This window comes from Streptomyces sp. NPDC021225 (assembly GCF_044332865.1).
GTDB lineage: Bacteria > Actinomycetota > Actinomycetes > Streptomycetales > Streptomycetaceae > Streptomyces.
Window position 1 is genome coordinate 679,540 of the sequence record NZ_JBIRPV010000005.1, and the last position, 21,962, is coordinate 701,501.

The 21,962-nt window shown below is 71.8% G+C and carries 17 protein-coding genes and 1 tRNA gene; 7 read left to right on the forward strand and 11 right to left on the reverse strand.

What is annotated here, in order from left to right; all coding sequences use genetic code 11:
• Positions 1 to 37: 37 nt before the first annotated feature.
• From fdhD to ACH4S9_RS25175, 4 genes are read right to left on the reverse strand one after another with little or no spacing between them, the layout of a single operon-like run.
• Positions 38 to 892: a formate dehydrogenase accessory sulfurtransferase FdhD gene (fdhD, locus tag ACH4S9_RS25160; RefSeq protein WP_398373906.1), complete on the reverse strand. Its 855-nt coding sequence runs from the start codon at positions 890 to 892 to the stop codon at positions 38 to 40.
• A gap of 14 nt (positions 893 to 906) precedes the next feature.
• Positions 907 to 1,767, reverse strand: coding sequence for a 2Fe-2S iron-sulfur cluster-binding protein (locus ACH4S9_RS25165; protein WP_311728396.1), 861 nt, complete (start codon positions 1,765 to 1,767; stop codon positions 907 to 909).
• Positions 1,764 to 4,148 carry an NADH-ubiquinone oxidoreductase-F iron-sulfur binding region domain-containing protein gene (locus ACH4S9_RS25170; protein ID WP_398373908.1) on the reverse strand — a complete coding sequence of 795 codons (2,385 nt, stop codon included), beginning with the start codon at positions 4,146 to 4,148 and terminating at the stop codon, positions 1,764 to 1,766. Before ACH4S9_RS25170 ends, ACH4S9_RS25165 begins: the two co-directional genes overlap by 4 nt.
• Before the next feature lie 2 nt (positions 4,149 to 4,150).
• Positions 4,151 to 6,097: a molybdopterin oxidoreductase family protein gene (locus tag ACH4S9_RS25175; RefSeq protein WP_398373910.1), complete on the reverse strand. Its 1,947-nt coding sequence runs from the start codon at positions 6,095 to 6,097 to the stop codon at positions 4,151 to 4,153.
• Positions 6,098 to 6,355: 258 nt separating this feature from the next.
• Between ACH4S9_RS25175 and ACH4S9_RS25180 the strand changes: the two genes are divergently transcribed.
• Positions 6,356 to 6,772 (forward strand): hypothetical protein, encoded by a 417-nt coding sequence (locus ACH4S9_RS25180; RefSeq protein ID WP_398373911.1) that lies wholly within the window; start codon positions 6,356 to 6,358, stop codon positions 6,770 to 6,772.
• Between the two features lie 188 nt (positions 6,773 to 6,960).
• On the opposite strand, the gene ACH4S9_RS25185 is transcribed toward ACH4S9_RS25180, so the two are convergent.
• The gene (locus ACH4S9_RS25185; protein WP_398373912.1) at positions 6,961 to 8,352 is read right to left on the reverse strand and encodes an OFA family MFS transporter; all 1,392 of its coding nucleotides are present in this window, start codon (positions 8,350 to 8,352) and stop codon (positions 6,961 to 6,963) included.
• Between the two features lie 164 nt (positions 8,353 to 8,516).
• On the opposite strand from ACH4S9_RS25185, the gene ACH4S9_RS25190 reads away from it, so the two are divergent.
• A complete protein-coding gene (locus tag ACH4S9_RS25190; protein ID WP_311728401.1) occupies positions 8,517 to 9,194 on the forward strand; it encodes a GntR family transcriptional regulator in 678 nt (225 codons plus the stop codon).
• A 33-nt stretch (positions 9,195 to 9,227) separates the two neighbouring features.
• Here the strand turns inward: ACH4S9_RS25190 and ACH4S9_RS25195 are convergent, their stop codons facing one another.
• Both ACH4S9_RS25195 and ACH4S9_RS25200 read right to left on the reverse strand, forming a co-directional pair.
• Positions 9,228 to 9,506 (reverse strand): ribosomal protein L7/L12, encoded by a 279-nt coding sequence (locus ACH4S9_RS25195; protein WP_398373913.1) that lies wholly within the window; start codon positions 9,504 to 9,506, stop codon positions 9,228 to 9,230.
• A gap of 11 nt (positions 9,507 to 9,517) precedes the next feature.
• The gene (locus tag ACH4S9_RS25200) at positions 9,518 to 10,369 is read right to left on the reverse strand and encodes a helix-turn-helix transcriptional regulator (protein WP_358844431.1); all 852 of its coding nucleotides are present in this window, start codon (positions 10,367 to 10,369) and stop codon (positions 9,518 to 9,520) included.
• Between the two features lie 139 nt (positions 10,370 to 10,508).
• On the opposite strand from ACH4S9_RS25200, the gene ACH4S9_RS25205 reads away from it, so the two are divergent.
• Positions 10,509 to 11,255, forward strand: a complete 747-nt coding sequence (locus tag ACH4S9_RS25205) for an SDR family oxidoreductase (RefSeq protein ID WP_398373914.1) — start codon at positions 10,509 to 10,511, stop codon at positions 11,253 to 11,255.
• Between the two features lie 87 nt (positions 11,256 to 11,342).
• Here ACH4S9_RS25205 and ACH4S9_RS25210 read toward each other — a convergent pair whose 3' ends face one another.
• The 4 genes from ACH4S9_RS25210 to ACH4S9_RS25225 all read right to left on the reverse strand — a co-directional run bounded on the left by ACH4S9_RS25210 (position 11,343) and on the right by ACH4S9_RS25225 (position 17,882).
• The gene (locus ACH4S9_RS25210) at positions 11,343 to 12,734 is read right to left on the reverse strand and encodes an OFA family MFS transporter (RefSeq protein ID WP_398373915.1); all 1,392 of its coding nucleotides are present in this window, start codon (positions 12,732 to 12,734) and stop codon (positions 11,343 to 11,345) included.
• A 76-nt stretch (positions 12,735 to 12,810) separates the two neighbouring features.
• Complete coding sequence (locus ACH4S9_RS25215) at positions 12,811 to 14,955, reverse strand: acetate--CoA ligase family protein (RefSeq protein WP_398373916.1); 2,145 nt, start codon at positions 14,953 to 14,955, stop codon at positions 12,811 to 12,813.
• A gap of 2 nt (positions 14,956 to 14,957) precedes the next feature.
• Positions 14,958 to 16,187: a formyl-CoA transferase gene (gene frc, locus ACH4S9_RS25220; protein ID WP_398373917.1), complete on the reverse strand. Its 1,230-nt coding sequence runs from the start codon at positions 16,185 to 16,187 to the stop codon at positions 14,958 to 14,960.
• A gap of 12 nt (positions 16,188 to 16,199) precedes the next feature.
• Positions 16,200 to 17,882 (reverse strand): thiamine pyrophosphate-binding protein, encoded by a 1,683-nt coding sequence (locus tag ACH4S9_RS25225; protein ID WP_311728462.1) that lies wholly within the window; start codon positions 17,880 to 17,882, stop codon positions 16,200 to 16,202.
• A 175-nt stretch (positions 17,883 to 18,057) separates the two neighbouring features.
• On the opposite strand from ACH4S9_RS25225, the gene sucC reads away from it, so the two are divergent.
• From sucC to ACH4S9_RS25245, 4 genes are all read left to right on the forward strand, one after another.
• Positions 18,058 to 19,188, forward strand: coding sequence for an ADP-forming succinate--CoA ligase subunit beta (sucC, locus tag ACH4S9_RS25230; RefSeq protein ID WP_398374015.1), 1,131 nt, complete (start codon positions 18,058 to 18,060; stop codon positions 19,186 to 19,188).
• Positions 19,189 to 19,202: 14 nt separating this feature from the next.
• Positions 19,203 to 20,120 carry a succinate--CoA ligase subunit alpha gene (gene sucD / locus ACH4S9_RS25235; protein ID WP_398373918.1) on the forward strand — a complete coding sequence of 306 codons (918 nt, stop codon included), beginning with the start codon at positions 19,203 to 19,205 and terminating at the stop codon, positions 20,118 to 20,120.
• A 39-nt stretch (positions 20,121 to 20,159) separates the two neighbouring features.
• Entirely contained in the window at positions 20,160 to 21,704 is a 1,545-nt protein-coding gene (locus ACH4S9_RS25240; RefSeq protein ID WP_398373919.1) for an aldehyde dehydrogenase family protein, read from the forward strand.
• A gap of 156 nt (positions 21,705 to 21,860) precedes the next feature.
• A tRNA-Leu gene (locus ACH4S9_RS25245) sits at positions 21,861 to 21,945 on the forward strand.
• The last annotated feature ends 17 nt before the right edge of the window (positions 21,946 to 21,962 follow it).

Sequence of the window (21,962 nt, forward strand, 5' to 3'; positions counted from 1 at the left end):
CGGCCGGTCCGTCATCCGTGCGGCGGGCGGACCGGTGTCAGGTCCGGCCGGCCGCTGTCCGCAGGGCGAGTCGATGCTCGCCCGCGTACACGTTCATGGAGGCGCCGCGCAGAAAGCCGACCAGTGTCAGCCCGGTCTCGGCCGCCAGGTCCACGGCCAGTGACGAGGGCGCCGAGACCGCCGCGAGGACCGGGATCCCCGCCATGACCGCCTTCTGCGCGAGCTCGAAGGACGCCCGGCCCGAGACCAGCAGCACCGCCCCGGACAGCGGCAGCAGCCCCTGCTGGAGCGCCCGCCCCACCAGCTTGTCCACCGCGTTGTGCCGGCCCACGTCCTCCCGTATGTCCAGCAGCTCGCCCTCCGGCGTGAACAGCGCCGCCGCGTGCAGCCCGCCCGTCCGGTCGAAGACCCGCTGCGCCGCCCGGAGCCGGTCGGGGAGGGAGGCGAGCGTCTCGAGGTCGATCCGCACCGGGCGGTTCTCGTCGTCGCCCACCGGCCAGCGCGCCGTGGTGCGCACCGCGTCCAGGCTGGCCTTGCCGCACAGCCCGCACGACGACGTGGTGTAGACGTTGCGCTCCAGGGTGATGTCGGGAACGGGGACGCCGGGCGCCAGCTTCACGTCCACCACGTTGTACGTGTTCGAGCCGTCCGCCGTCGCGCCCGCGCAGTAGACGATGTTCGCCAGCTCGTCCGCCCGCCCCAGGACCCCCTCGCTCACCAGGAAACCGGCGGCGAGCGCGAAGTCGTCGCCCGGCGTGCGCATGGTGATCGCCAGCGGCTTTCCGTTCAGCCGTATCTCCAGGGGCTCCTCGGCGACGAGGGTGTCCGGACGCGTGCTGACCGCGCCGTCCCGGATGCGGATGACGCGGCGGCGCTCGGTGACCCGTCCCATAGTGATCAGTCCCGTCAGTCCCGGTTCTGTACGTGCTGGTAGCCGAAGCGACCCTTGATGCAGAGATTGCCGTGGGTCACCGGGTTGTCGTGCGGTGAGGTGACCTTCACGATCTCATTGTCCTGCACATGGAGTGTGAGGTTGCAGCCGACGCCGCAGTAGGCGCACACGGTCGTGGTCTCGGTCTGCGCCGACTCGTCCCACGTCCCGGCCGCCCGCATGTCGAACTCCGACTTGAAGCTCAGCGCGCCGGTCGGGCACACCTCGATGCAGTTGCCGCAGTAGACACAGGCCGAGTCGGTCAGCGGGGCGCCGTGCTCGGTGGAGATCCGGGCGTCGAAGCCGCGGCCCGCGACCGCGATGGCGAAGGTGTTCTGCCACTGCTCACCACACGCGTCCACGCACTTGTAGCACAGGATGCACTTGTCGTAGTCGCGGACATAGAGGTCGTTGTCGACCTTCGGCTCCTCGTCCACCCGGGCGGCGTCCGCCCCGAAGCGGCCCGGCTCGGCCCCGTACTCCTCGATCCACTCGGCCGCGCGCGGCGTCGTCGACAGATCGGTGGACGAGGCCAGCAGCTCCAGGACCACCTTTCTGCTGTGCCGGGCCCGGTCGGTGTCCGTACGCACCTCCATGCCCGGCTCCACGCGGCGCGAGCAGGCCGGGGCGAGGGTCCGCGCGCCCTCGACCTCCACCACGCACACCCGGCAGGCGTTCTTCGGCGTGAGCGTGTCGCCCTGGCACAGCGTCGGCACGTCCTTGCCCGAGGCGCGGCACGCGTCCAGGAGCGTGGACCCCTCGGGGGCGCGCACCGGCTCCCCGTCGAGCGTGAAGTCGACCAGGCGACGCGGCGGCTGGAGCGGGACGGCGGTCATACGGAGACTCCGTTCTGCGGGGGTTCGAAGACGCCGAGCCGGTCGATGGCGGATTCGACGGCGTTCCAGGCGGTCTGGCCGAGACCGCAGATCGAGGCGTCCCGCATCGCCTGCCCGACCTCGCGCAGCAGCGCGATGTCCCCGGCCGCGGCCGCCCCCGTACGGTCCTTGATCCGGTGCAGCGCCTCCTCCTGCCGCACCGTGCCCACCCGGCAGGGCACGCACTGCCCGCAGGACTCGTCGCGGAAGAACTCCGCGATGCGCAGCAGGACGCGCGGCAGCTCCACGCTCTCGTCCAGGACCAGCACCACCCCCGAGCCCAGCGTGGTGCCCGCCGCCCGGGTGCCCTCGAAGGTGAGCGGCACATCCAGCTCGTCGGGGCGTACGAAGCCGCCGGCCGCGCCGCCCAGCAGCACCGCGCGCAGCGCGGACGGCGGCCCGGCGAGGTCCAGCAGCTCGCGGAGCGTGGCGCCGAACGGCAGCTCGTAGACGCCGGGGCGGTCCACGGCGCCGGAGACGCAGAACAGCTTGGTGCCGGTGGAGGTCTCGGTGCCGACGCTCGCGTACGCCGCGGCGCCCTCGGTCAGGATCGGCAGGACGTTGACCAGCGTCTCGACGTTGTTGACCGCGGTCGGCTTGCCGAACAGGCCCTTCTCGACGGGGAACGGCGGCTTGCTGCGCGGCTCGCCGCGCCGCCCCTCGATCGAGTTGAAGATCGCGGTCTCCTCGCCGCAGATGTACGCCCCCGCGCCGCGCCGGATCTCGATGTCGAACGCGATCCCCTGGCCCAGCACATCCGGACCGAGCAACCCGCGGGCGCGCGCCTGGCCGATGGCGTGCTCGAGGCGGGCGAGGGCGCGCGGGTACTCGCCGCGGAGGTAGAGATAGCCGTGGTGGGCGCCGATCGCGTATCCGGCGATGGTCATGGCCTCGACGAGTGCGTACGGGTCGCCCTCCATCAGCACCCGGTCCTTGAACGTCCCCGGCTCGCTCTCGTCCGCGTTGCACACCAGATAGTGCGGGTGGTCGGGCTGCCGGGCGGTGGCGTCCCACTTCCGCCCGGTCGGGAACGCGGCCCCGCCCCGCCCCACCAGGCCCGCGTCGCTCACCTCGCGGATCACTCCGGCGGGCCCGAGCGCGAACGCCCGGCGCAGGGCGGCGTAGCCGCCGTGGGCGCGGTACTCGTCGAGGCTCGCCGGGTCCACGACCCCGACCCGCCGCAGCAGCCGCAGCCCGCGCGGCCCGCGCGGCCCGCGCGACCCGGCCCCGGCCTGCGGCACGGCGGCCGCGGCGGGCGGCTCGGCGGGTGCGTCCGCCACGGCGCGGGCGGCCTTGGCGACGGCGGCGGGGGTGGCGGGGGCGACGACGGCGGTCGCGTGCGGGGGTTCGCGGCGGGGGTGGCTTCTCCCCGCCCCGCCCCTTCCCGTAACTGGGGGCTCGGCCCCCAGACCCCGATCCGGCCGGGCTGCACCCGACGAAGACGCGGCGGGGGGCGCCCCCGTGCGGATCGCCAGCGCCGCCGGGGCGCGCTCGCACAGCCCGAGGCACGGGCTGCGCTGCCACACCACGCCACCTCCGTCCGGGGCCGCCGGGCCCACCGGGCATGTGGGGGCCACCGGGCTCACCGGGCCCACTGGGCCTGCGGGGGCCACCGGGGCCTCCGGGGCCACCGGGCCCACCGCGCCCGCGGGGCCCACCGCGCCCGCGGGGCCCACCGCGCCCGCGGGGCCCACCGCGCCCGCCGCGCCCACCGGGCTTGCGGGGGCCACCGGACCCTCCGGACCCATCGGGGCCATCGGGGCCATCGGGGCCATCGGGGCCATCGGGGCCACCGGGGCCACCGGGCCCGTGGGGCCCACCGGGCCCTCCGGGGCCACCGGGCTCACCGCGCCCGCGGGGCCCACCGCGCCCACCGCGCCCACCGCGCCCGTGGGGCCCACCGGGCCCACCGGGCCCGCCAGGGCCACCGCGCCTGCCGGCCCCAGGTCGCGCTCCAGACCCGCGCACACCTCCGCCGAGCCGCGGGCCGCGCAGGCCAGGTCCGTGCAGACGTGTACGACGGTGGCCGGGCGGGGGCGGACCGAGAACATCGCGTAGAAGGTCGCCACGCCATAGCCCTCGGCGGGCGGCACGGTCAGCCGACGGCACAGGTAGTCCAGCGCGCCCTCGCTGATCCAGCCCACCCGGTCGTTGACCGCGTGCAGCCCCGGCAACAGCAGGTCGCGCCGCTCGCGCGCCGCCCGCCCGCCGCGCGCCCAGCGCAGATCGCCGTCCGTACGGTCGTCGGCGCCCTCCCAGGCGGACTCGGGCGGGCCGAGCAGCGCGTCGACGGCGGCCCGCTCCTCGTCCGTCGGCTTGCTGTCACCGAAGCGCAGATCCACGCTCAGCTCCTCACATCGGCGGGCACGGGAAGCTTCTCGATCCGGATCGCCGACGCCTTGAACTCGGCCGTCCCGGCGATCGGGCAGTTCGCCTCGATGGTCAGCGAGTTGGTGTCCACCTCGTCGGGGAAGTGCATGGTCATGAACGCGAGCCCGGGCCGCAGCCCCGGGTCGATCCACACCGGCGCCACCACCGCGCCGCGCCGCGAGGCCACGCGCACCCTCTCCTCGGCCGCCACCCCGTAGTGGTCGGCGTCCTCCGGGCACAGCTCGATGTACTCGCCGCGCCGCAGCGGGGAGGCGAAACCGCCGCTCTGCACACCGGTGTTGTACGAGTCGAGGCGCCGCCCCGTGGTCAGCCGGATGGGGTAGCGGTCGTCGGTCAGATCGACCGGCGGGTCGTGCTTGACCGGCCCGAAGGCGGCGCGCGGGCCGCGCCGCGCCGGGTCGGCCTCCCACAGCCGCCCGTGCAGATAGCTGGGCTCGAGCCGCTCCGTGCTGGGGCAGGGCCACTGGATGCCGTGGTGTTCCTCGAGCCGCTCGTACGTCATCCCGAAGTGGTCGGGGGAGACGGCGCGCAGCTCGTTCCACACCTCCTCGGCGTCCGTGAACTTCCAGTCGTGGCCGAACCGCCGCGCCAGCTCGCAGATGATGTCGATGTCCTCGCGGGCCTCGCCCGGCGGCTGGACCGCCTTGCGTACCCGCTGCACCCGCCGCTCGCTGTTGGTGGTCGTGCCGTCCGTCTCGCACCACGCGGCGGTGGCGGGCAGCACGACATCGGCCAGCTCGGCGGTCTTCGTCAGGAAGATGTCCTGGACCACCAGGTGGTCCAGGGCCTTCAGCCGCCGTACGGCCTGTTCGGAGTCGGCCTCGGACTGGGCCGGGTTCTCGCCGACGCAGTAGACGGCGCGCAGCCGGCCGTCCTCCATCGCCTCGAACATCTCGGTGAGGTTGAGCCCGTAGCGCGGCTGGATGACCACGTCCCACGCCGCCTCGAACTTCCCCCGGCTCGCCGGGTTCAGGATGTCCTGGAAGCCGGGCAGCCGGTTGGGGATGGCGCCCATGTCGCCGCCGCCCTGCACGTTGTTCTGCCCGCGCAGCGGCTGAAGTCCGGAGCCGTGGCGGCCGACGTGGCCGGTGAGCAGGGAGAGGTTGATCAGCGCCCGCACGTTGTCCGTGCCGTTGTGGTGTTCGGTGATGCCCAGCGTCCAGCACAGCTGGGCGCGTTCGGCGGTGGCGTAGGCGTGGGCGAGGTCGCGGATCGCGGCCGCCGGCACCCCGGTGACCTTTTCGGCGGCGGTGAGTGTCCACGGCTCGACCTCGGCCGCGTACTCCTCGAAACCACTGGTCGCGCGGTCGATGAAGGCGCGGTTGGCGAGCCCGGAGTGGATGATCTCGCGGCCGACGGCGTGCGCGAGCGGGATGTCCGTGCCGACGTTGAGCCCCAGCCAGCTCTCCGCCCACTCGGCGGTGGAGGTGCGGCGCGGGTCGACGGCGTACATCCGGGCGCCGTTGTGGATGCCCTTGAGCACGTGGTGGAAGAAAATGGGGTGCGCGAACCGGGCGTTGGAGCCCCACATCACGATCAGGTCGGTGTCCTCGGCCTCCGCGTACGAGGATGTGCCGCCCCCGGAGCCGAACACCGCCGACAGGCCCGCGACGCTGGGCGCGTGGCAGGTGCGGTTGCACGAGTCGACGTTGTTGGTGCCGATGACCACGCGCGTGAACTTCTGGGCCACGTAGTTCATCTCGTTGGTCGCGCGGGCGCAGGAGAACATCCCGAACGCGTCGGGCCCGTGCTCCCGGGTGGCGGCCATGAACCCGGCGGCGGCCCGCTCCAGCGCCTCCTCCCAGGTGGCGCGGCGCAGTTCGCCGCTCACGGGGTCCCGCACGAGCGGGTGGGTCAGGCGGGGGTAGCGCCTGGGCTGTCGGTTGCGGTTACGGGCCACGACGGGCTCCTTATGGCGGCTGATACATCGTCGGCAACGCCGGCATCGTCGACAGGATATTGAATACAGTATGCCTGCTGGGGCTGTTAGGGAAGGGCGCGTGACCCGCGCTCTGCGCGCATTACCCCTGACGTAATCGACCGTCCGAAATCCGCCGGGCAGAGTGGCTCTCACCAGGCCACGGGGCGGCGCACCCCGGCCCGAGGTCCTGGCAGACCATTCCCACGGGACCCCGACACCCACGGAGGCCGATCCGTTATGTCTGCTCTTCAGCTCTCCGCCCTGGCCCGCACCTCCGAGCCGCAGACCATGCTGCGCCGCTTCCTCGCCCTCGACGCCGTCGTCACCACCGGCAACGGACTCGCCTACCTCGCCGCCTCGGGCCCGCTCGGCCGGTTCCTCGGCATGGGCCAGGGGCTGCTGCTGGGCCTCGGCGCCTTCCTCACGCTCTTCGGCGCGGGCGTCGGGATCCTCGCCTCGCGCAAGAGCCCGCCGGTGCTGCCGGTCCGTGCCGTCATCGAGGCGAACGTGGTCTGGGCCGTGGTCAGCCTGATCGCGCTCGCCACCTGGCTGGCGCCGACGACGGCGGGCGCGGTGTGGATCCCGCTCCAGGCCGTCACCGTCGGCGGCTTCGCGGTCCTCCAGTACGCGGCGCTGCGCGCGACGCGGGCCTGACTCGGGTCCGGCAACGTGACGAAGAGGCCCCGGCCCGCCCTGATCGGACGGCCGGGGCCGCTGCCCATGGGTCCGCCCGGCTCAGCCGGTGAAGAGCTGGGTGGCCTTGCGGACGAGTTCGTAGACCCCGTAGCCGAACGGCAGGACCACCCAGGCCCAGACGGCGACGGTCAGAGCCGTGCGGTTCCTCATCGGTCCGTTCCCTTCTCGGCGGGGGTGGCTTCCCGGGTGTCCGTCGGCTCTCCGGCGGGCTCGTGGAAGCGCGGATCGACCGGCCGGATCAGCTCGTTGGCCACGAAGCCGACGACGAGCAGGCCGATCATGATGGACATGGAGAGCGAGTAGAGGCCGGGGCCGGTGTGTCCGGCTTCCTTCTGGTGGTCGGCGACCTTGTTGACGATGAACGGGCCGAGGACCCCGGCCAGCGACCACGCCGTCAGCAGCCGTCCGTGGATCGCGCCCACCTGGTAGGTGCCGAACAGGTCCTTGAGATACGCCGGTACGGTCGCGAACCCGCCGCCGTAGAAGGACAGGATCACCAGCGCGCAGATCACGAACAGCGGCTTGGAGGAGTCCCCGAGCTGTGCGATCGCCAGATACATCAGCGCGCCCATCCCCAGGTAGATCCGGTACATGTTCTTGCGGCCGATCAGGTCGGAGGTCGACGACCACAGCAGTCGCCCCGTCATGTTCGCGGCCGACAGCAGTGCCACGAAGCCCGCGGCGGCGGAGGTGGTGACGGAGGCCGAGGTGTCCGCGAAGTAGTCCGTGATCATCGGCGCGGCCTTCTCCAGGACGCCGATACCGGCCGTGACGTTCATGCACAGCACGACCCACAGGCACCAGAACTGCGGGGTGCGGATGGCGTTGCGGGCCGAGACGTGGGCCGTGCTGACCAGGCGGCCCGGCGTGCTCGGCGGCTGCCAGCCGGCCGGCCGCCAGCCGTCCGGCGGCACCCGCACCAGCAGTACGCCGAGCGTCATGAAGGCACCGTAGGTGAGCCCGTGCACGAGGAAGGTGGACGCGATGCCGGAGCTGTCCGTGCCGAACGCCTCCAGCAGCCGGGTCGACCAGGGTGAGGCGATGAGCGCGCCGCCGCCGAAGCCCATGATGGCGATGCCGGTGGCCATCCCTGGTCGGTCGGGGAACCACTTCATCAGCGTCGAGACCGGAGAGATGTATCCGATGCCCAGGCCGATGCCGCCGATGAAGCCGTAGCCGAGCACCACCAGCCAGTACTGGCGGGTGGCGGCGCCCAGCGCGGCGACGAGGAAGCCGGAGGAGAAGCAGACCAGCGACACGAACATTGCCCAGCGCGGGCCGTTGCGCTCGACCAGCGTGCCGCCGAAGGCCGCCGAGAGGCCCAGCATCACTATGCCCAGTTGGAAGGGGAGCGCGCTCGCGGTCCCCGACAGGTCGAGCGAGGACTCCAGCGGCGGCTTGAACACGCTCCAGGCGTACGCCTGGCCGATGGCGAGGTGGACGGAGAGCGCGGCGGGCGGAACCAGCCAGCGGCTCCAGCCCGGTGGTGCGAGGGTGCGGGAGCGGTCGAGGAAGGCGAGGCGGGGAGTGGAGGGCATGGACCGGACTTTAAGTAATTCGGCCACTGCCTGACCAGATGTCAGGCCGTCCTTGCGTGGACAGTATGGGTAAACTGTAGACAATAACCAATCGGGGAGCCTGTCTGCCGAGGGAGCCCGAGAAGCCCGGGGCGACGAATCCGGACGAATCCGAAGGGGGCCCGATGCTGTCCAGAGGACTGCCGCAGGGCGCGGTGCCGAAGCTGGAGCGGCCGGGGCCGCTCCGCGAGCGCGTCTACGAGGCGCTGCTCGAGCTGATCACCACGCGCGCCCTGCGCCCCGGCCAGCACCTGGTCGAAAGCGAACTCGCCGGCCACCTCGGGGTCTCCCGCCAGCCGGTGCGCGAGGCGCTTCAGCGGCTGAACACGGAGGGGTGGGTGGATCTGCGCCCCGCCCAGGGCGCGTTCGTCCACGAGCCCACCGAGGACGAGGCCGACCAACTGCTCACCGTCCGCACCCTCCTGGAGGCGGAGGCCGCCCGGCTGGCCGCCGCGAGCGCCGGCCCGTCCGGGGTCGAGGCCCTGGAGGAGCTGTGCGCCAAGGGCGAGCGCGCGGTGCTCGCGGACGACGTGGACGGCGCGGTCGCGGCCAACGCGGAGTTCCACGCCAAGGTGATGGAGCTCGCCGGAAACGCGGTCCTGGCCGAGCTGGCCGCCCAGGTGGACCGCAGGGTCCGCTGGTACTACACCCCGGTGGCCCGCCAGCGCGGCAAGCAGTCCTGGATCGAACACCGCGAGCTGATCGCGGCCATCTCCGGCGGCGACGAGCGCCGCGCCACGGACGTCATGCGCGCCCACACCGAACACACCCGGCGCACGTACCACGAGCGCGAACGGGGCTGACGGGGCGTCGCGGAGGCGTGCCACGGAGGCGCGTCACCCCATGCGGTCGACCGCCTCCTTGGCCTCCTTGAGGTCCGCCCCGGTGAGCTCCCGGTAGGCCTTGACGGCGTGGATCTTCTTCCCCTCCGCGAGGAGGGCCCGCACCGGTGCCAGCTCCGGCTGAGGTTCCTCGATGCCCAGGTGATCGAGGATCAGGTCGACCTTGCGGGTCAACTGCGCGGTCCTGCGGTTCAGCTTGTCGATCTTGCGCTCGACGGCCGACCCCAACACCGCGATGACCATCACGACCAGGGCTACTGCTGTCAGTGTCATGCTCCGCAACCCTAACGACCATGGTGGCGGGGGGAATCCGGCCGGTGCCGGGTGGCGTGGACGGAGCCGAGGAGGCCCAGGGCCTGGGCGCTGGGGCTGCCCGGTTCGGCGTGGTAGATGATGAGTTGCTGGCCGGGGGCGTCACGTACGTCGAAGGCCTGGTAGGTGAGGGTGAGCGGGCCGACGTCCGGGTGCAGGAAGCGCTTGGGCTCCCGTGTCTTGCCGCGCACGCTGTGCGTGTTCCAGAGGCGGGTGAACTCCGGGCTGTGCTCGGTGAGGGTGGCGACGAGCTCGCGCAGCCGCGGGTCGTCCGCGTCAAAGCCGGTCGCCTCGCGCAGATTGGCCACGGTGGCCTGGGCCGTCCAGTCCCAGTCGGGGTAGAAGCCACGGGCCACGGGGTCCAGGAAGGCCATGCGGACCAGGTTGTCCGCCGCTGCGAACGGGGCGTAAAGGGCATCGGTCAGGGCGTTGGCGGCGAGGATGTCCATCGTGCGGTTGATCACGAACGCCGGGGTGTTCGGATAGCCGTCCATCAGCTGGCGCAACGCCGGGGACACGGTGGCGGCGGTGGCGGAGGGCCGCGTGCCCGGCGCCACCCCGGCCACTCGGTGCAGGTGGGCCCGGGCGTCCGGATCGAGGCGCAGGGCGCGGCCGAGGGCGTCGAGCACCTGGGGCGAGGGATGGCGCTCACGGCCCTGTTCCAGCCGGGTGTAGTAGTCGACGTTCATCCCGGCCAGGACCGCGACCTCCTCACGGCGCAGCCCGGCGACCCTGCGTACTCCGTGGCTCGGCATGCCGACGTCCTCCGGCCGCAGGGCCGCGCGTCGCGTGCGCAGAAATTCTCCCAGGTGGTTGTCAGCCATGCGTCCAGGCTAGGCGGCGGCTCCGCGGGCCGCCTGGGTGTGCCGTACCCAGGGAGTGTCCGTCCTGGTTGAACGCCGCTGACCTGCCCAGACTCGGCGTGACGGAAGTGTTCCACCTAGCGATTTACGGAGAAAACACATGACGGACACCGCCGGGAACACCGCCAAGGTCGTCCTGATCACCGGGGCGAGCAGTGGCATCGGGGAGGCCACCGCCCGCCGCCTGGCCGCCGACGGCCATCACGTCCTGCTGGGCGCGCGGCGCGTGGACCGCCTGGAGGCGCTGGTCCAGGAGATCACCGCCGAGGGCGGCAGCGCGGCCTGCCGCTCGCTGGACGTCACGGACGCCGCCGATATGCGCGGCTTCGTCGCCGCCGCCGGTGAGCGCTGGGGACGCGTGGACGTGATGGTCAACAACGCCGGGGTGATGCCGCTCTCGCCGCTCGAGGCGCTGAAGGTCGATGAGTGGGACCGCATGATCGACGTGAACATCCGCGGTGTGCTGTACGGCATCGCGGCCGCCCTGCCGGTGATGCGGCGGCAGGGCGGCGGGCAGTTCGTGAACGTCGCCTCGGTCGGCGCGTTCGAGGTGTCGCCCACCGCCGCCGTGTACTGCGCGACCAAGTTCGCCGTACGCGCGCTCTCCGAGGGGCTGCGCCAGGAATCGGGCGGCGACATCCGGGTCAGTGTCGTGTCCCCGGGCGTCACCGAGTCCGAACTCGCCGACTCGATCTCCGACGCGGATGCCCGCCAGGCCATGAAGGTCTATCGCGCGGCGGCCATCCCCGCCTCGGCGGTCGCGGATGCCATCGCCTTCGCCATCAGCCGGCCCGCCGAGGTCGACGTGAACGAGATCGTGGTGCGCCCCGCCGCGAGCGCCCAGTAGCCCTCGTAGCTCCCGGGGAAACGCGGGACGGCGGCACGCCCCTGGTGCGGGGCGTGCCGCCGTCCCGAATCCGTCACCGTACGAGGCTCAGACCGCCTCCCGGCTGATCGGCTGCGGGTTGGGCGCGATGTCGCGGACCCGTGGCCGGCCCGGCTGGCGGAGCAGCAGGGCGACCGCGGCCGCCACCATGGAGATGCCTCCGGCCAGCGCGTACGCCCCGTCGTACCCCCAGTCGTCGACCACCATGGAGCCGAGACCGCCGCCGAACAGCCCGCTGACCAGCTTTCCGCTGTACACCAGGCCGTAGTTGGTGGCGTTGTAGTTCTCGCCGAAGTAGTCCGGGGTCAGGGCGGCGAACATCGGGTAGAAGGCGCCGCCGCCGAAGCCGGAGAGGAAGGCGAAGACGAGGAACAGCGCCTCGTTGTGCAGGTTTCCGGCCCAGATCACCCCGAACTGCGCGAGCCCCAGGACCACGATCACGAACACCAGGGTGGGCTTGCGCCCCCAGATGTCCGACAGCCAGCCCACGACCCCGCGCCCCACGCCGTTGATGACGGACATGATGCCCATCGACGAGGCCGCGACCAGCGGGCCGAAGCCCACCTCCTTGGCGTAGTCGACCTGGAAGGAGATGCCGAAGATGGACACCCCGGCCGTCATCACCAGCGACAGCCACATCAGGGGCAGCATGCCCGTCCTGATGGCCTCCTTGGGCGTGTACTGCCGCACCGCGGGCGGGTTCTTCGCCAGGCTCGCCGCGGTTTTGGCGTTGCCGCTGAAGCGGATCGGGTCGATGTGCGCGGGCCACCAGTTCTTGGGCGGGTCCTTGAAGAACCAGGCGCAGACCGCCACCACGAGCAGCACATAGACACCGATGAGGTCGAGCACCTCGTTGTAGTTTCCGGTGTCGAACCAGTAGTTGAAGATGAAGATGAACGGCAGCGCGCCGTACGCGAAGCCGCCGTTGACGAACCCGGTCTTCGCGCCGCGCCGCTCCGGGAACCACTTGCCCACCATGTTGATGCAGGTGGCGTAGACGAGCCCGGAGCCAAGCCCCCCGATGACGCCGAAGCCGCAGATCGCGGCGAAGACGTTGTCGAGGTGGGAGAGGGCGAGAAAGCCCACGAGACATAAGCCCGACCCCGTGAACATCGCCCTGCGGGCGGTGAGTATCCCCCTCTCCCGCAGCCAGCCGGCGGGGAAGGCGATCCCCGCCTGGAAGAACACCCACACGCTCAGGATCCAGAAGGTGTTGCTCTGGCTCCAGCCGTGTGCGTCGGAGAGCGTGTCCTCGGCCGAGCCGTACGCGTACTCGGACACGCTGATGGCCATCATCGCGATCCATGGCAGATAGACCATTAACTTCCGGCTGTGGCCGAGAATGTCGCGGTCCGTCTCGCCGACGCGGTAGACGCGCCCCTTGCCGTCTTGCACTTCCCGGAATGGCACGGTTCCACTCCGCTGTCCCTCTGTGCTCATGACGTCCCCTTGGCTTCGAAGGAACTGGCCAGCGCCCCCTGTCCAAACTCTTCGTGCTCGGGAGAACGGTGCGCTTTTACGTGAGCAACCCCGCCGACCGGGCCCAGCGGTACTTCGCGCCCAGGACGGCCACCGGCTTCTCGGTGGTGTACGGGTAGGCCACCACGCCGTGCTCGAAGAGGTACTGGCTCGCCTGCTCGACCTCGGTGTCGCCCGCGAGGGAGGCCACCACGGGCTTGTGGATGCCGCGCGCCCGGAACTCCTCGACGACCCGCGCGGTCAGCTCGGCGAACACCATCGGCGGGGTGACGATGGTGTGCCAGTAGCCGAGGACGAGCGCGTGGATGCGCGGGTCCTCAAGGCCCAGCCGGATGGTGGCCTCGTAGGTGGCCGGGGGCTCGCCGCCGGTGATGTCGACCGGGTTGCCGGCCGCGCCGAAGGGCGGGATGAAGCGGCGGAAGGCCGCGTCCAGATCCGCCGGGATCTCCATCAGCGACAGCCCGTTGTCGACGATGGCGTCGGACAGCAGCACCCCGGAGCCCCCGGCGCCGGTGATGATGACTACGTTGTCACCTTGTGGCGTGGGCAGCACGGGCAGCGCCCGCGCGTACTCCAGCATCTCGTTCAGGCCCGGCGCGCGGATCACCCCGGCCTGCCGCAGGATGTCGTCGTAGACCGCGTCGTCCCCGGCCAGCGCGCCGGTGTGGGAGCCCGCGGCCTTGGCGCCCGCCGCGGTACGGCCCGCCTTGAGCACCACGACCGGCTTCTTCGGCACGGTGGCGCGCGCGGCCTCGACGAAGGCGCGGCCGTCCTTGAGGTCCTCCAGGTGCATGGCGATGCACCGGGTGTTGGGGTCCTCGCCGAAGTAGGTGAGCAGGTCGTCCTCGTCCACGTCCGACTTGTTGCCGAGGCCGACGATCGCTGAGACGCCGGTGCGGGTGGTGCGGGCGAAGCCGAGGATCGCCATCCCGATGCCGCCGGACTGCGAGGTGAGCGCCACCGGGCCCTTGACGTCGTACGGGGTGCAGAACGTGGCGCACAGGTCCTGCCAGGTGGAGTAGTAGCCGTAGATGTTCGGCCCCAGCAGCCGGGTGCCGTGCTCCTCGGCGATCGCCACGATCCGTTCCTGGAGCTCGTGTTCGCCGGTCTCGGCGAAGCCTGACGGGATGAGGACGGCGTTGGGGATGCCCTTGCGGCCGACCTCCTCCAGCGCCGCGGGGACGAACTTCGCGGGGATCGCGAAGACCGCCACATCCACCTCGCCCGGCACATCCGTCACCGACTTGTACGCCTTGCGGCCCAGGATGTCGTCGGACTTGGGGTTCACCGGGTGGATCTCGCCCGGGAAGCCGCCGTCGATGAGGTTGCGCATCACCGAGTTGCCGATCTTGCCCTGCTCGTTGGAGGCGCCGATCACGGCGACCGAGCGCGGCTGCATCAGCCGCCCCATCGCGGCCAGGATCTCCTCGCGCGAGTAGCGGCGCCGCTCGGCGGGCGGTTCGTCGCTGAGCAGGATCCGTACGTCGGCGGCCAGCACCCCGCTCGCGGAGGCGAACACCGGATTCAGATCCACCTCGGCGATCTCGGGGAAGTCGGCGGCCAGCCGGGAGACCCGGACCACCAGACCGGCCAGCGCCTCCCGGTCCACCGCCGCCCCGCCGCGTACGCCCCGCAGCACCTCGGCGGCCCGGATGGAGTCCAGCATCGACAGCGCGTCGTCCCTGCTCGCCGGGGCCAGCCGGAAGGTGATGTCCTTCAACACCTCCACCAGCACCCCGCCCAGCCCGAACGCGACGACCTTCCCGAAGGTCGGGTCGGTGACCGCGCCGACGATGACCTCCTGGCCGCCGGCCGGCACCATCTGCTGTACCTGCACGCCCTTGATCCGGGCGCCCGGGTCGTACGCGCGGGCGTTGGTCACGATCGCGGTGAACGCGCCGCGCACCTCGGCCGCCGATGTCAGGCCCACCTGGACCCCGCCCGCGTCGGTCTTGTGCAGGATGTCCGGGGAGACGATCTTGAGGGCGACCGGGAAGCCGATCCGGTCGGCGAGCGCCACCGCGTCGTCCGCGCACTCCGCCAGCCCCTCGGCCGGGGTCGGAATGCCGTACGCGTCGGTGATCAGCTTGCCCTCGGGCGCCGTCAGCGCCGAACGCCCCTCGGCGCGCGCGGCGTCGAGCACGGCCCGTACGGCCGCTGTGTCATACGTTGCCTGCGCCACCGTCAGATCACTCCGTTCGCCTTGAGCTGCCGCACTTCCTCGTCGCCGAGGCCCAGCTCCCCGACGTACACCTCTTCGTTGTGCTCGCCCAGCAGCGGGGAGCGCTCGACGTCGACCGGGGAGTCGGAGAGCTTCAGCGGCGAGCCGACGGTGGTGAAGGTGCCGCGCTCGGGGTGGTCGACCTTCACCACCATCTCGTTGGCCGCGAGCGACGCGTCCTCGACGATCTCCCTGGTGGACAGGATCGGCCCGCAGGGGATGTTGTGGGCGTTCAGCGCCTCCAGCACCTCCCACTTGGGCAGGGCGGACGACCACTCCTCGATGAGCTGGAACATCTTGGCCAGCTTGGGCAGCCGCGCCTCGGGCGTCGCCCACTCGGGGTCCTCGGCCAGCTCCGGCCGGCCGATCAGCTCGGTGATCGGCTGCCAGCCGACGGGCTGCACGATGACGTACACATAGTCGTTGGGCCCGCCGGGCGCGCACCTGACCGCCCAGCCGGGCTGTCCGCCGCCGCTCGCGTTGCCCGAGCGCGGCACCTCGTCCCCGAAGCTGTCGTTCGGGTACTCCGCGAGCGCGCCGTGCGCCAGCCGCTGCTGGTCGCGCAGCTTGACCCGGCACAGATTCAGCACCGCGTGCTGCATGGCCACATTGACGCGCTGGCCGCGCCCGGTGCGGGTGCGCTGGTAGAGCGCGGCCAGGATGCCCGCCACACAGTGCACCCCGGTGCCCGAGTCGCCGATCTGCGCGCCGGTCGCCAGCGGCGGCCCGTCGTCGAAGCCGGTCGTGGACATCGACCCGCCCATGGCCTGCGCGACCACCTCGTACGCCTTGAACTTGGTGTACGGGCCGTCGCCGAAGCCCTTGATCGAGGCGTAGACGATCCGCGGGTTGATCTCCTGGATGCGCTCCCAGGTGAACCCCATGCGGTCCACGGCGCCGGGGCCGAAGTTCTCCACCATGACGTCGCTGCGCCGGATGAGCTCGGTGAGGAGCTCCTTGCCGCGCTCGGTCTTGGTGTTGAGGGTGATGCTCCGCTTGTTGCAGTTGAGCATCGTGAAGTAGAGGGAGTCGACGTCCGGGAGGTCGCGCAGCTGCTTGCGCGTGATGTCCCCGGTGACGGACTCCAGCTTGATGACGTCCGCGCCGAGCCAGGCCAGCAGCTGGGTGGCGGAGGGACCGGACTGTACGTGCGTCATGTCGAGGACGCGTACGCCCTCAAGAGCCTGGGTCATCTCTTGGCCCCTTTACTTGTACATCGTCTGGTTCATCGTTCCGGGGGCGTACGCGTCCGGGTCGACCCAGACGTTGATCAGCGACGGCTTGCCGGACTCGCGGGCGCGCCGCAGGGCCGGGGCGATGTCCGCCGGGTCGCGGACCTCCTCGCCGTAGCCGCCGAGCATCCGCGCGAACTGGTCGTACGGCACATCGCCGAGGGTGTTGCCGATCCGCTGGCGCTCCTCGCCGTACTTGGCCTTCTGGCCGTAACGGATCTGGTTCATCGAGGAGTTGTTGCCGACGATGCCGACGAAGGGCAGGTTGAAGCGGACCAGCGTCTCGAAGTCCCAGCCGGTGAGGGAGAACGCGCCGTCCCCGAAGAGCGTCACGACCTCCTTGTCGGGGCGGGCCTGCTTGGCGGCCATCACGAACGGCACGCCGACCCCGAGGGTGCCCAGCGGGCCGGGGTCCATCCAGTGGCCGGGGGACTTGGGCTGCACCACCTGACCGGAGAAGGTGACGATGTCGCCGCCGTCGCCGATGTAGATCGAGTCCTCGGTGAGGAAGTCGTTGATCTCGCTGACCAGCCGGTACGGGTGGATGGGGGAGGCGTCGGACCGCAGCTGCGGCAGCCGCTTCTCGATCGCGGTCTGCTCGGCGGCGCGCAGCTCGTCCAGCCACTCCTTGCGCTTGCCCGCGCCCCCGTTGAGGCGGCCCGAGGCGGCCTGGGTGACGGCGGACAGGACGAGGCCCGCGTCGCCGACGATGCCCAGGTCGATGTCGCGGTTCTTGCCGACGGTGCGGTAGTCGAGGTCGATCTGGACGACCGTCGCGTCGGGGGAGAGCCGCTTGCCGTAGCCCATGCGGAAGTCGAACGGGGTGCCGACGATCACGATCAGGTCCGCGTTGGAGAAGGCGTAGCGGCGGGAGAGCTGGAAGTGGTGCGGGTCGCCGGGCGGCAGGGTGCCGCGCCCCGCGCCGTTCATGTACGCGGGCACGTTCAGCGTCCGCACCAGCTCGATGGCCGCGTCCGTGGCGCGGCAGGTCCACACCTGGCTGCCGAGCAGGATCGCCGGCTTCTCGGCCCGCACCAGCAGGTCGGCCAGGGTCTCGACGGCCTCGGGGTCCCCGGCGCTCCGGGTGGAGGCCCGGTACTTCCCGGCCTCGGGGATCCGCGCCTTCGTCACCGGAACCTTGGCATCCAGCACATCGCGCGGGATTTCCAGGAAGGACGGGCCGGGCGCGCCGTGGTAGCACTCGCGGAAGGCCATGGACACCATGTCGGCGGCGCGGGCGGTGTCGGGGACGGTGGCGGCGAACTTGGTGATCGGCGCCATCATGTCGACGTGCGGGAGGTCCTGGAGGGACCCCATCTTGTGCTGGTTGTGGGCGCCCTGGCCGCCGATGAGCAGCATGGGCGACTCGGCGCGGAAGGCGTTGGCGACGCCGGTGACCGCGTCGGTGGTGCCGGGGCCGGCGGTGACGACGGCGCAGCCGGGCTTGCCGGTGATCCGGGCGTAGCCGTCGGCGGCGTGGGCGGCCACCTGTTCATGGCGTACGTCGATGACGTCGATGCCCTCGTCGACGCAGCCGTCGTAGATGTCGATGATGTGGCCGCCGCAGAGGGTGTAGATGACGTCGACGCCCTCGGCTTTGAGCGCCTTGGCGACCAGGTGCCCGCCGGAGATGAGTTCCTGGCTGTCGTCGGGCATGGCGATTCGCGTCCCTTCGTCGGGGGTGGGGGTACGGCTCGCGGTCGGTCTTGCAGATTGCATACAGTCGACGTTATGCGGTATGAACATTGTTATCCCGCATCGACTGATCGATGTCCAGGGGGCGTTCGGCAAGGGTTTGACCAAGCGCTGCGACTGGGACCAAGGAGCGGGCATGGACCTGTTCGAACATCAGGCACGGGAACTCTTCGAGCACTACGGCGTGTCGGTGCCACGGGCGGAGGTCGCCGACTCGGCGCCCGCGGCCCGCGCCGCGGCCGAGCGGCTGGGCGGCCGAGTCGTCGTCAAAGCCCAGGTGAAGACCGGGGGACGGGGCAAGGCGGGCGGGGTGAAACTCGCCGCCGACCCGGCGGCGGCTGAACTGACCGCACGTCAGATCCTCGGCATGGACATCAAGGGGCACACCGTCCACCGCGTGATGGTCGCCGAACCCGTCGACGTGGAGCGCGAGTTCTACGTCGGCTACGCCCTGGACCGGGCCGGCGGCCACTTTCTGGCGATCGCCTCCGCCGAGGGCGGCATGGAGATCGAGGAAGTGGCGGCCCGCCGCCCCGAGGCGGTGGCCCGGATCGCGGTGGACCCGGCGGAGGGCGTGACCGAGGCGAAGGCCGCCGAGATCGCCGCGGCGGGCGGGCTGCCGGGCGAGGCGGCGGGGATCCTGCGCCGCCTGTGGACCGTGCTGACCGAGCAGGACGCGCTGCTGGTCGAGGTCAACCCGCTCGTGATGACGCGCGGCGGGGCGCTCGTGGCCCTGGACGGCAAGGTGACGCTCGACGACAACGCGACCTTCCGCAGGACGTACACGTACGAGGCGGACACCGGCGGTGTCGACCTGGAGGCGCAGGCGGCGGCCAAGGGCCTGAACTACGTCAAGCTCGACGGCCGGGTCGGCGTCATCGGCAACGGCGCGGGCCTGGTCATGTCCACCCTCGACGTGGTCGCGGGCTGCGGCGCCCGCCCCGCCGACTTCCTGGACATCGGCGGCGGCGCCTCGGCCGAGGTGATGGCGGGCGGCCTCACGGTCGTCCTCGGCGACCCCGACGTACGGTCCGTTCTCGTCAACGTCTTCGGCGGCATCACCGCCTGCGACGCGGTGGCCGAGGGCATCGTCCGCGCCCTGGACACCGTCACCCTCACCAAACCGCTGGTCGTCCGGCTCGACGGCAACAGCGCGGCGCGCGGCCGGGCCATCCTCGCCGAGCGCGCCCATCCGCTCGTACACCAGGTGGACACCATGGACGGCGCCGCGGCGCGGGCCGCCGAACTCGCGGCCGTCGCGGCCTAAGGGGGCTTTGCGTCATGGCAATCTTCCTCACCGAGAACAGCAAGGTCATCGTCCAGGGCATGACCGGCGCGGAGGGCATGAAGCACACCCGCCGGATGCTCGCGGCCGGCACCGACATCGTCGGCGGGGTCAACCCGCGCAAGGCCGGGACACGAGTCGACGTCGACGGCCGTACGGTGCCGGTCTTCGGCTCCGTACGCGAGGCGATGGACGCCACCGGCGCGGATGTCACGGTCCTCTTCGTCCCGCCGCCGTTCGCCAGGGCGGCGGTCACCGAGGCCGCCGACGCCGGGATCCCGCTCGCCGTCGTGATCACCGAGGGCATCCCGGTGCACGACGCGGTCGCCTTCCAGGCCCACGCCCGGGCCCGCGCCACCCGCGTCATCGGCCCGAACTGCCCGGGGCTGATCTCCCCGGGCCGGTCGAACGCGGGCATCATCCCGTCCGACATCACCAAGCCGGGCCGGATCGGGCTGGTGTCCAAGTCCGGAACGCTGACCTACCAGCTGATGTACGAGCTGCGCGACATCGGCTTCTCGACGTGCGTGGGCATCGGCGGCGACCCGGTGATTGGTACCACCCACATCGATGCCCTGGCCGCCTTCGAGGCCGACCCCGACACCGACCTGATCGTGATGATCGGCGAGATAGGCGGCGACGCGGAGGAGCGTGCCGCTCGTTTCATCGCCGAGCGGGTGACCAAGCCGGTGATCGCCTACATAGCGGGCTTCACGGCCCCCGAGGGCAGGACCATGGGCCACGCCGGAGCCATCGTGTCCGGCTCCTCGGGCACCGCCCGCGCCAAGAAAGAGGCGCTGGAGGCGGCCGGCGTACGGGTGGGGGCCACCCCGACGGAGACCGCCGAGCTGGTGTTCGCCCTTCTGGCCGACGCGGGCGAGGCGAGCCGCGCCCGACGAGGGAAGGTGGTGTGAACGGTGACCGCGCCCGTGCCCCGAGAGCGGAGTCCACAGATGGCAGCCACCCTCACCCCGAAACCCGGCACCACCTGGGCCGACGCCTGGCAGCGCTGCCAGGACGCCGCGCCCGAGGCGTTCTGCGACGACCGCGTCCGCAACCTCTGGGACGGCCGCTGGCACACCGACGGCCACCCCCTCCCCGCCACCACCCCGGTCGACGGCACCCCCATCGCCGGCCCGCCACGTCTGGACGCGGCCACCGCCCGCCAGGCCGTACGCGCCGCCCTCGACCAGCACCGCGCCTGGCGCCACGCACCCCTCCCGGAGCGCCGCGCTCGTGTCGCCGCCGCCCTCGACGCGCTCGCCGCCCACCGCGAGTTGCTGGCCCTCCTCCTGGTCTGGGAGATCGGCAAGCCCTGGCGGCTCGCCCAGGCCGACGTGGACCGGGCCATCGACGGCGTCCGCTGGTACGCCGGCGAGATCGACCGCATGCTGGAGGGCCGCTCCCCGCTCCCGGGCCCGGTCTCCAACATCGCCAGCTGGAACTACCCGATGAGCGTCCTGGCCCACGCCATGCTGGTCCAGGCCCTCGCGGGCAACTCCGTGATCGCCAAGACCCCCACCGACGGCGGCCTCGCCTGCCTCACCCTCGCCTCCGCCCTCGCCGCGCGCGAAGGCGTCCCCCTCACCCTGGTCAGCGGCAGCGGCGGTGAGCTGTCCGAGGCCCTGGTCCGCTCGCCCGAGATCGGCTGCGTCTCCTTCGTCGGCGGCCGCGACACCGGCGCCCGCGTCGCCACCGCCGTCGCCGACCTCGGCAAACGCCACATCCTGGAGCAGGAGGGGCTGAACACCTGGGGCATCTGGAACTTCACCGGCTGGGACGAGCTCGGCCCCCACCTCCGGAAGACCTTCGACTACGCCAAGCAGCGCTGCACCGCCTACCCCCGCTTCGTCGTCCAGCGCTCCTCCTTCGACGCCTTCCTCGCCGTCTACCTCCCGGCCGTGCGCGCCATCCGCCTCGGCCACCCCCTCGCCGTCGAGCACCCGGCGGACCCCCTCCCCGAGCTGGACTTCGGCCCCCTGATCAACGCGGCCAAGGCCAAGGAGCTCGGCGACCAGGTGGCCGAGGCCATCGACCGCGGCGCCGTCCCCCTCCACCGCGGCGACCTCGACGACGGCCACTTCCTCCCCGACCAGGACCGCTCCGCCTACCTGGCCCCGGTCACCCTCCTCAACCCGCCCCCGTCCTCCCCCCTCCACCACGCCGAGCCCTTCGGCCCCGTCGACACCCTCGTCCTGGTGGACACCGAGGCCGAGCTGCTGGCCGCCATGAACGCCAGCAACGGCGCCCTCGTCGCCACCCTCTCCTGCGACGACCCCGACACCTACCAGCGCCTGGCCCCCCAGATCCGCGCCTTCAAGACCGGCCACGGCAAGCCCCGCTCCCGCGGCGACCGCGACGAGCTCTTCGGCGGCTTCGGGGCCTCCTGGCGCGGCGCCTTCGTCGGCGGCGACCTCCTCGTCCACGCCGTCACCGAAGGCCCCGACCCCGACCGCGCCCCCGGAAACTTCCCCGACTACCACCTGATGCCCGCCTGACACCGCCCGACCACCCACCGTGACCCTCAACCCGGCCCCGGGCCGCGTCACCGCAGGTCGGCGCGGCCCGGGGCCGGGTCCTTACGCAGGTGAAAGGCACTCCAAAACCTTGGTATCGTTGTCCCTGTCGCCGCGGGCAGCCGCGGAGCACACCTGGTCCGGGTGGCGGAATGGCAGACGCGCTAGCTTGAGGTGCTAGTGCCCTTTATCGGGCGTGGGGGTTCAAGTCCCCCCTCGGACACTCACTCCAAAAGCCTG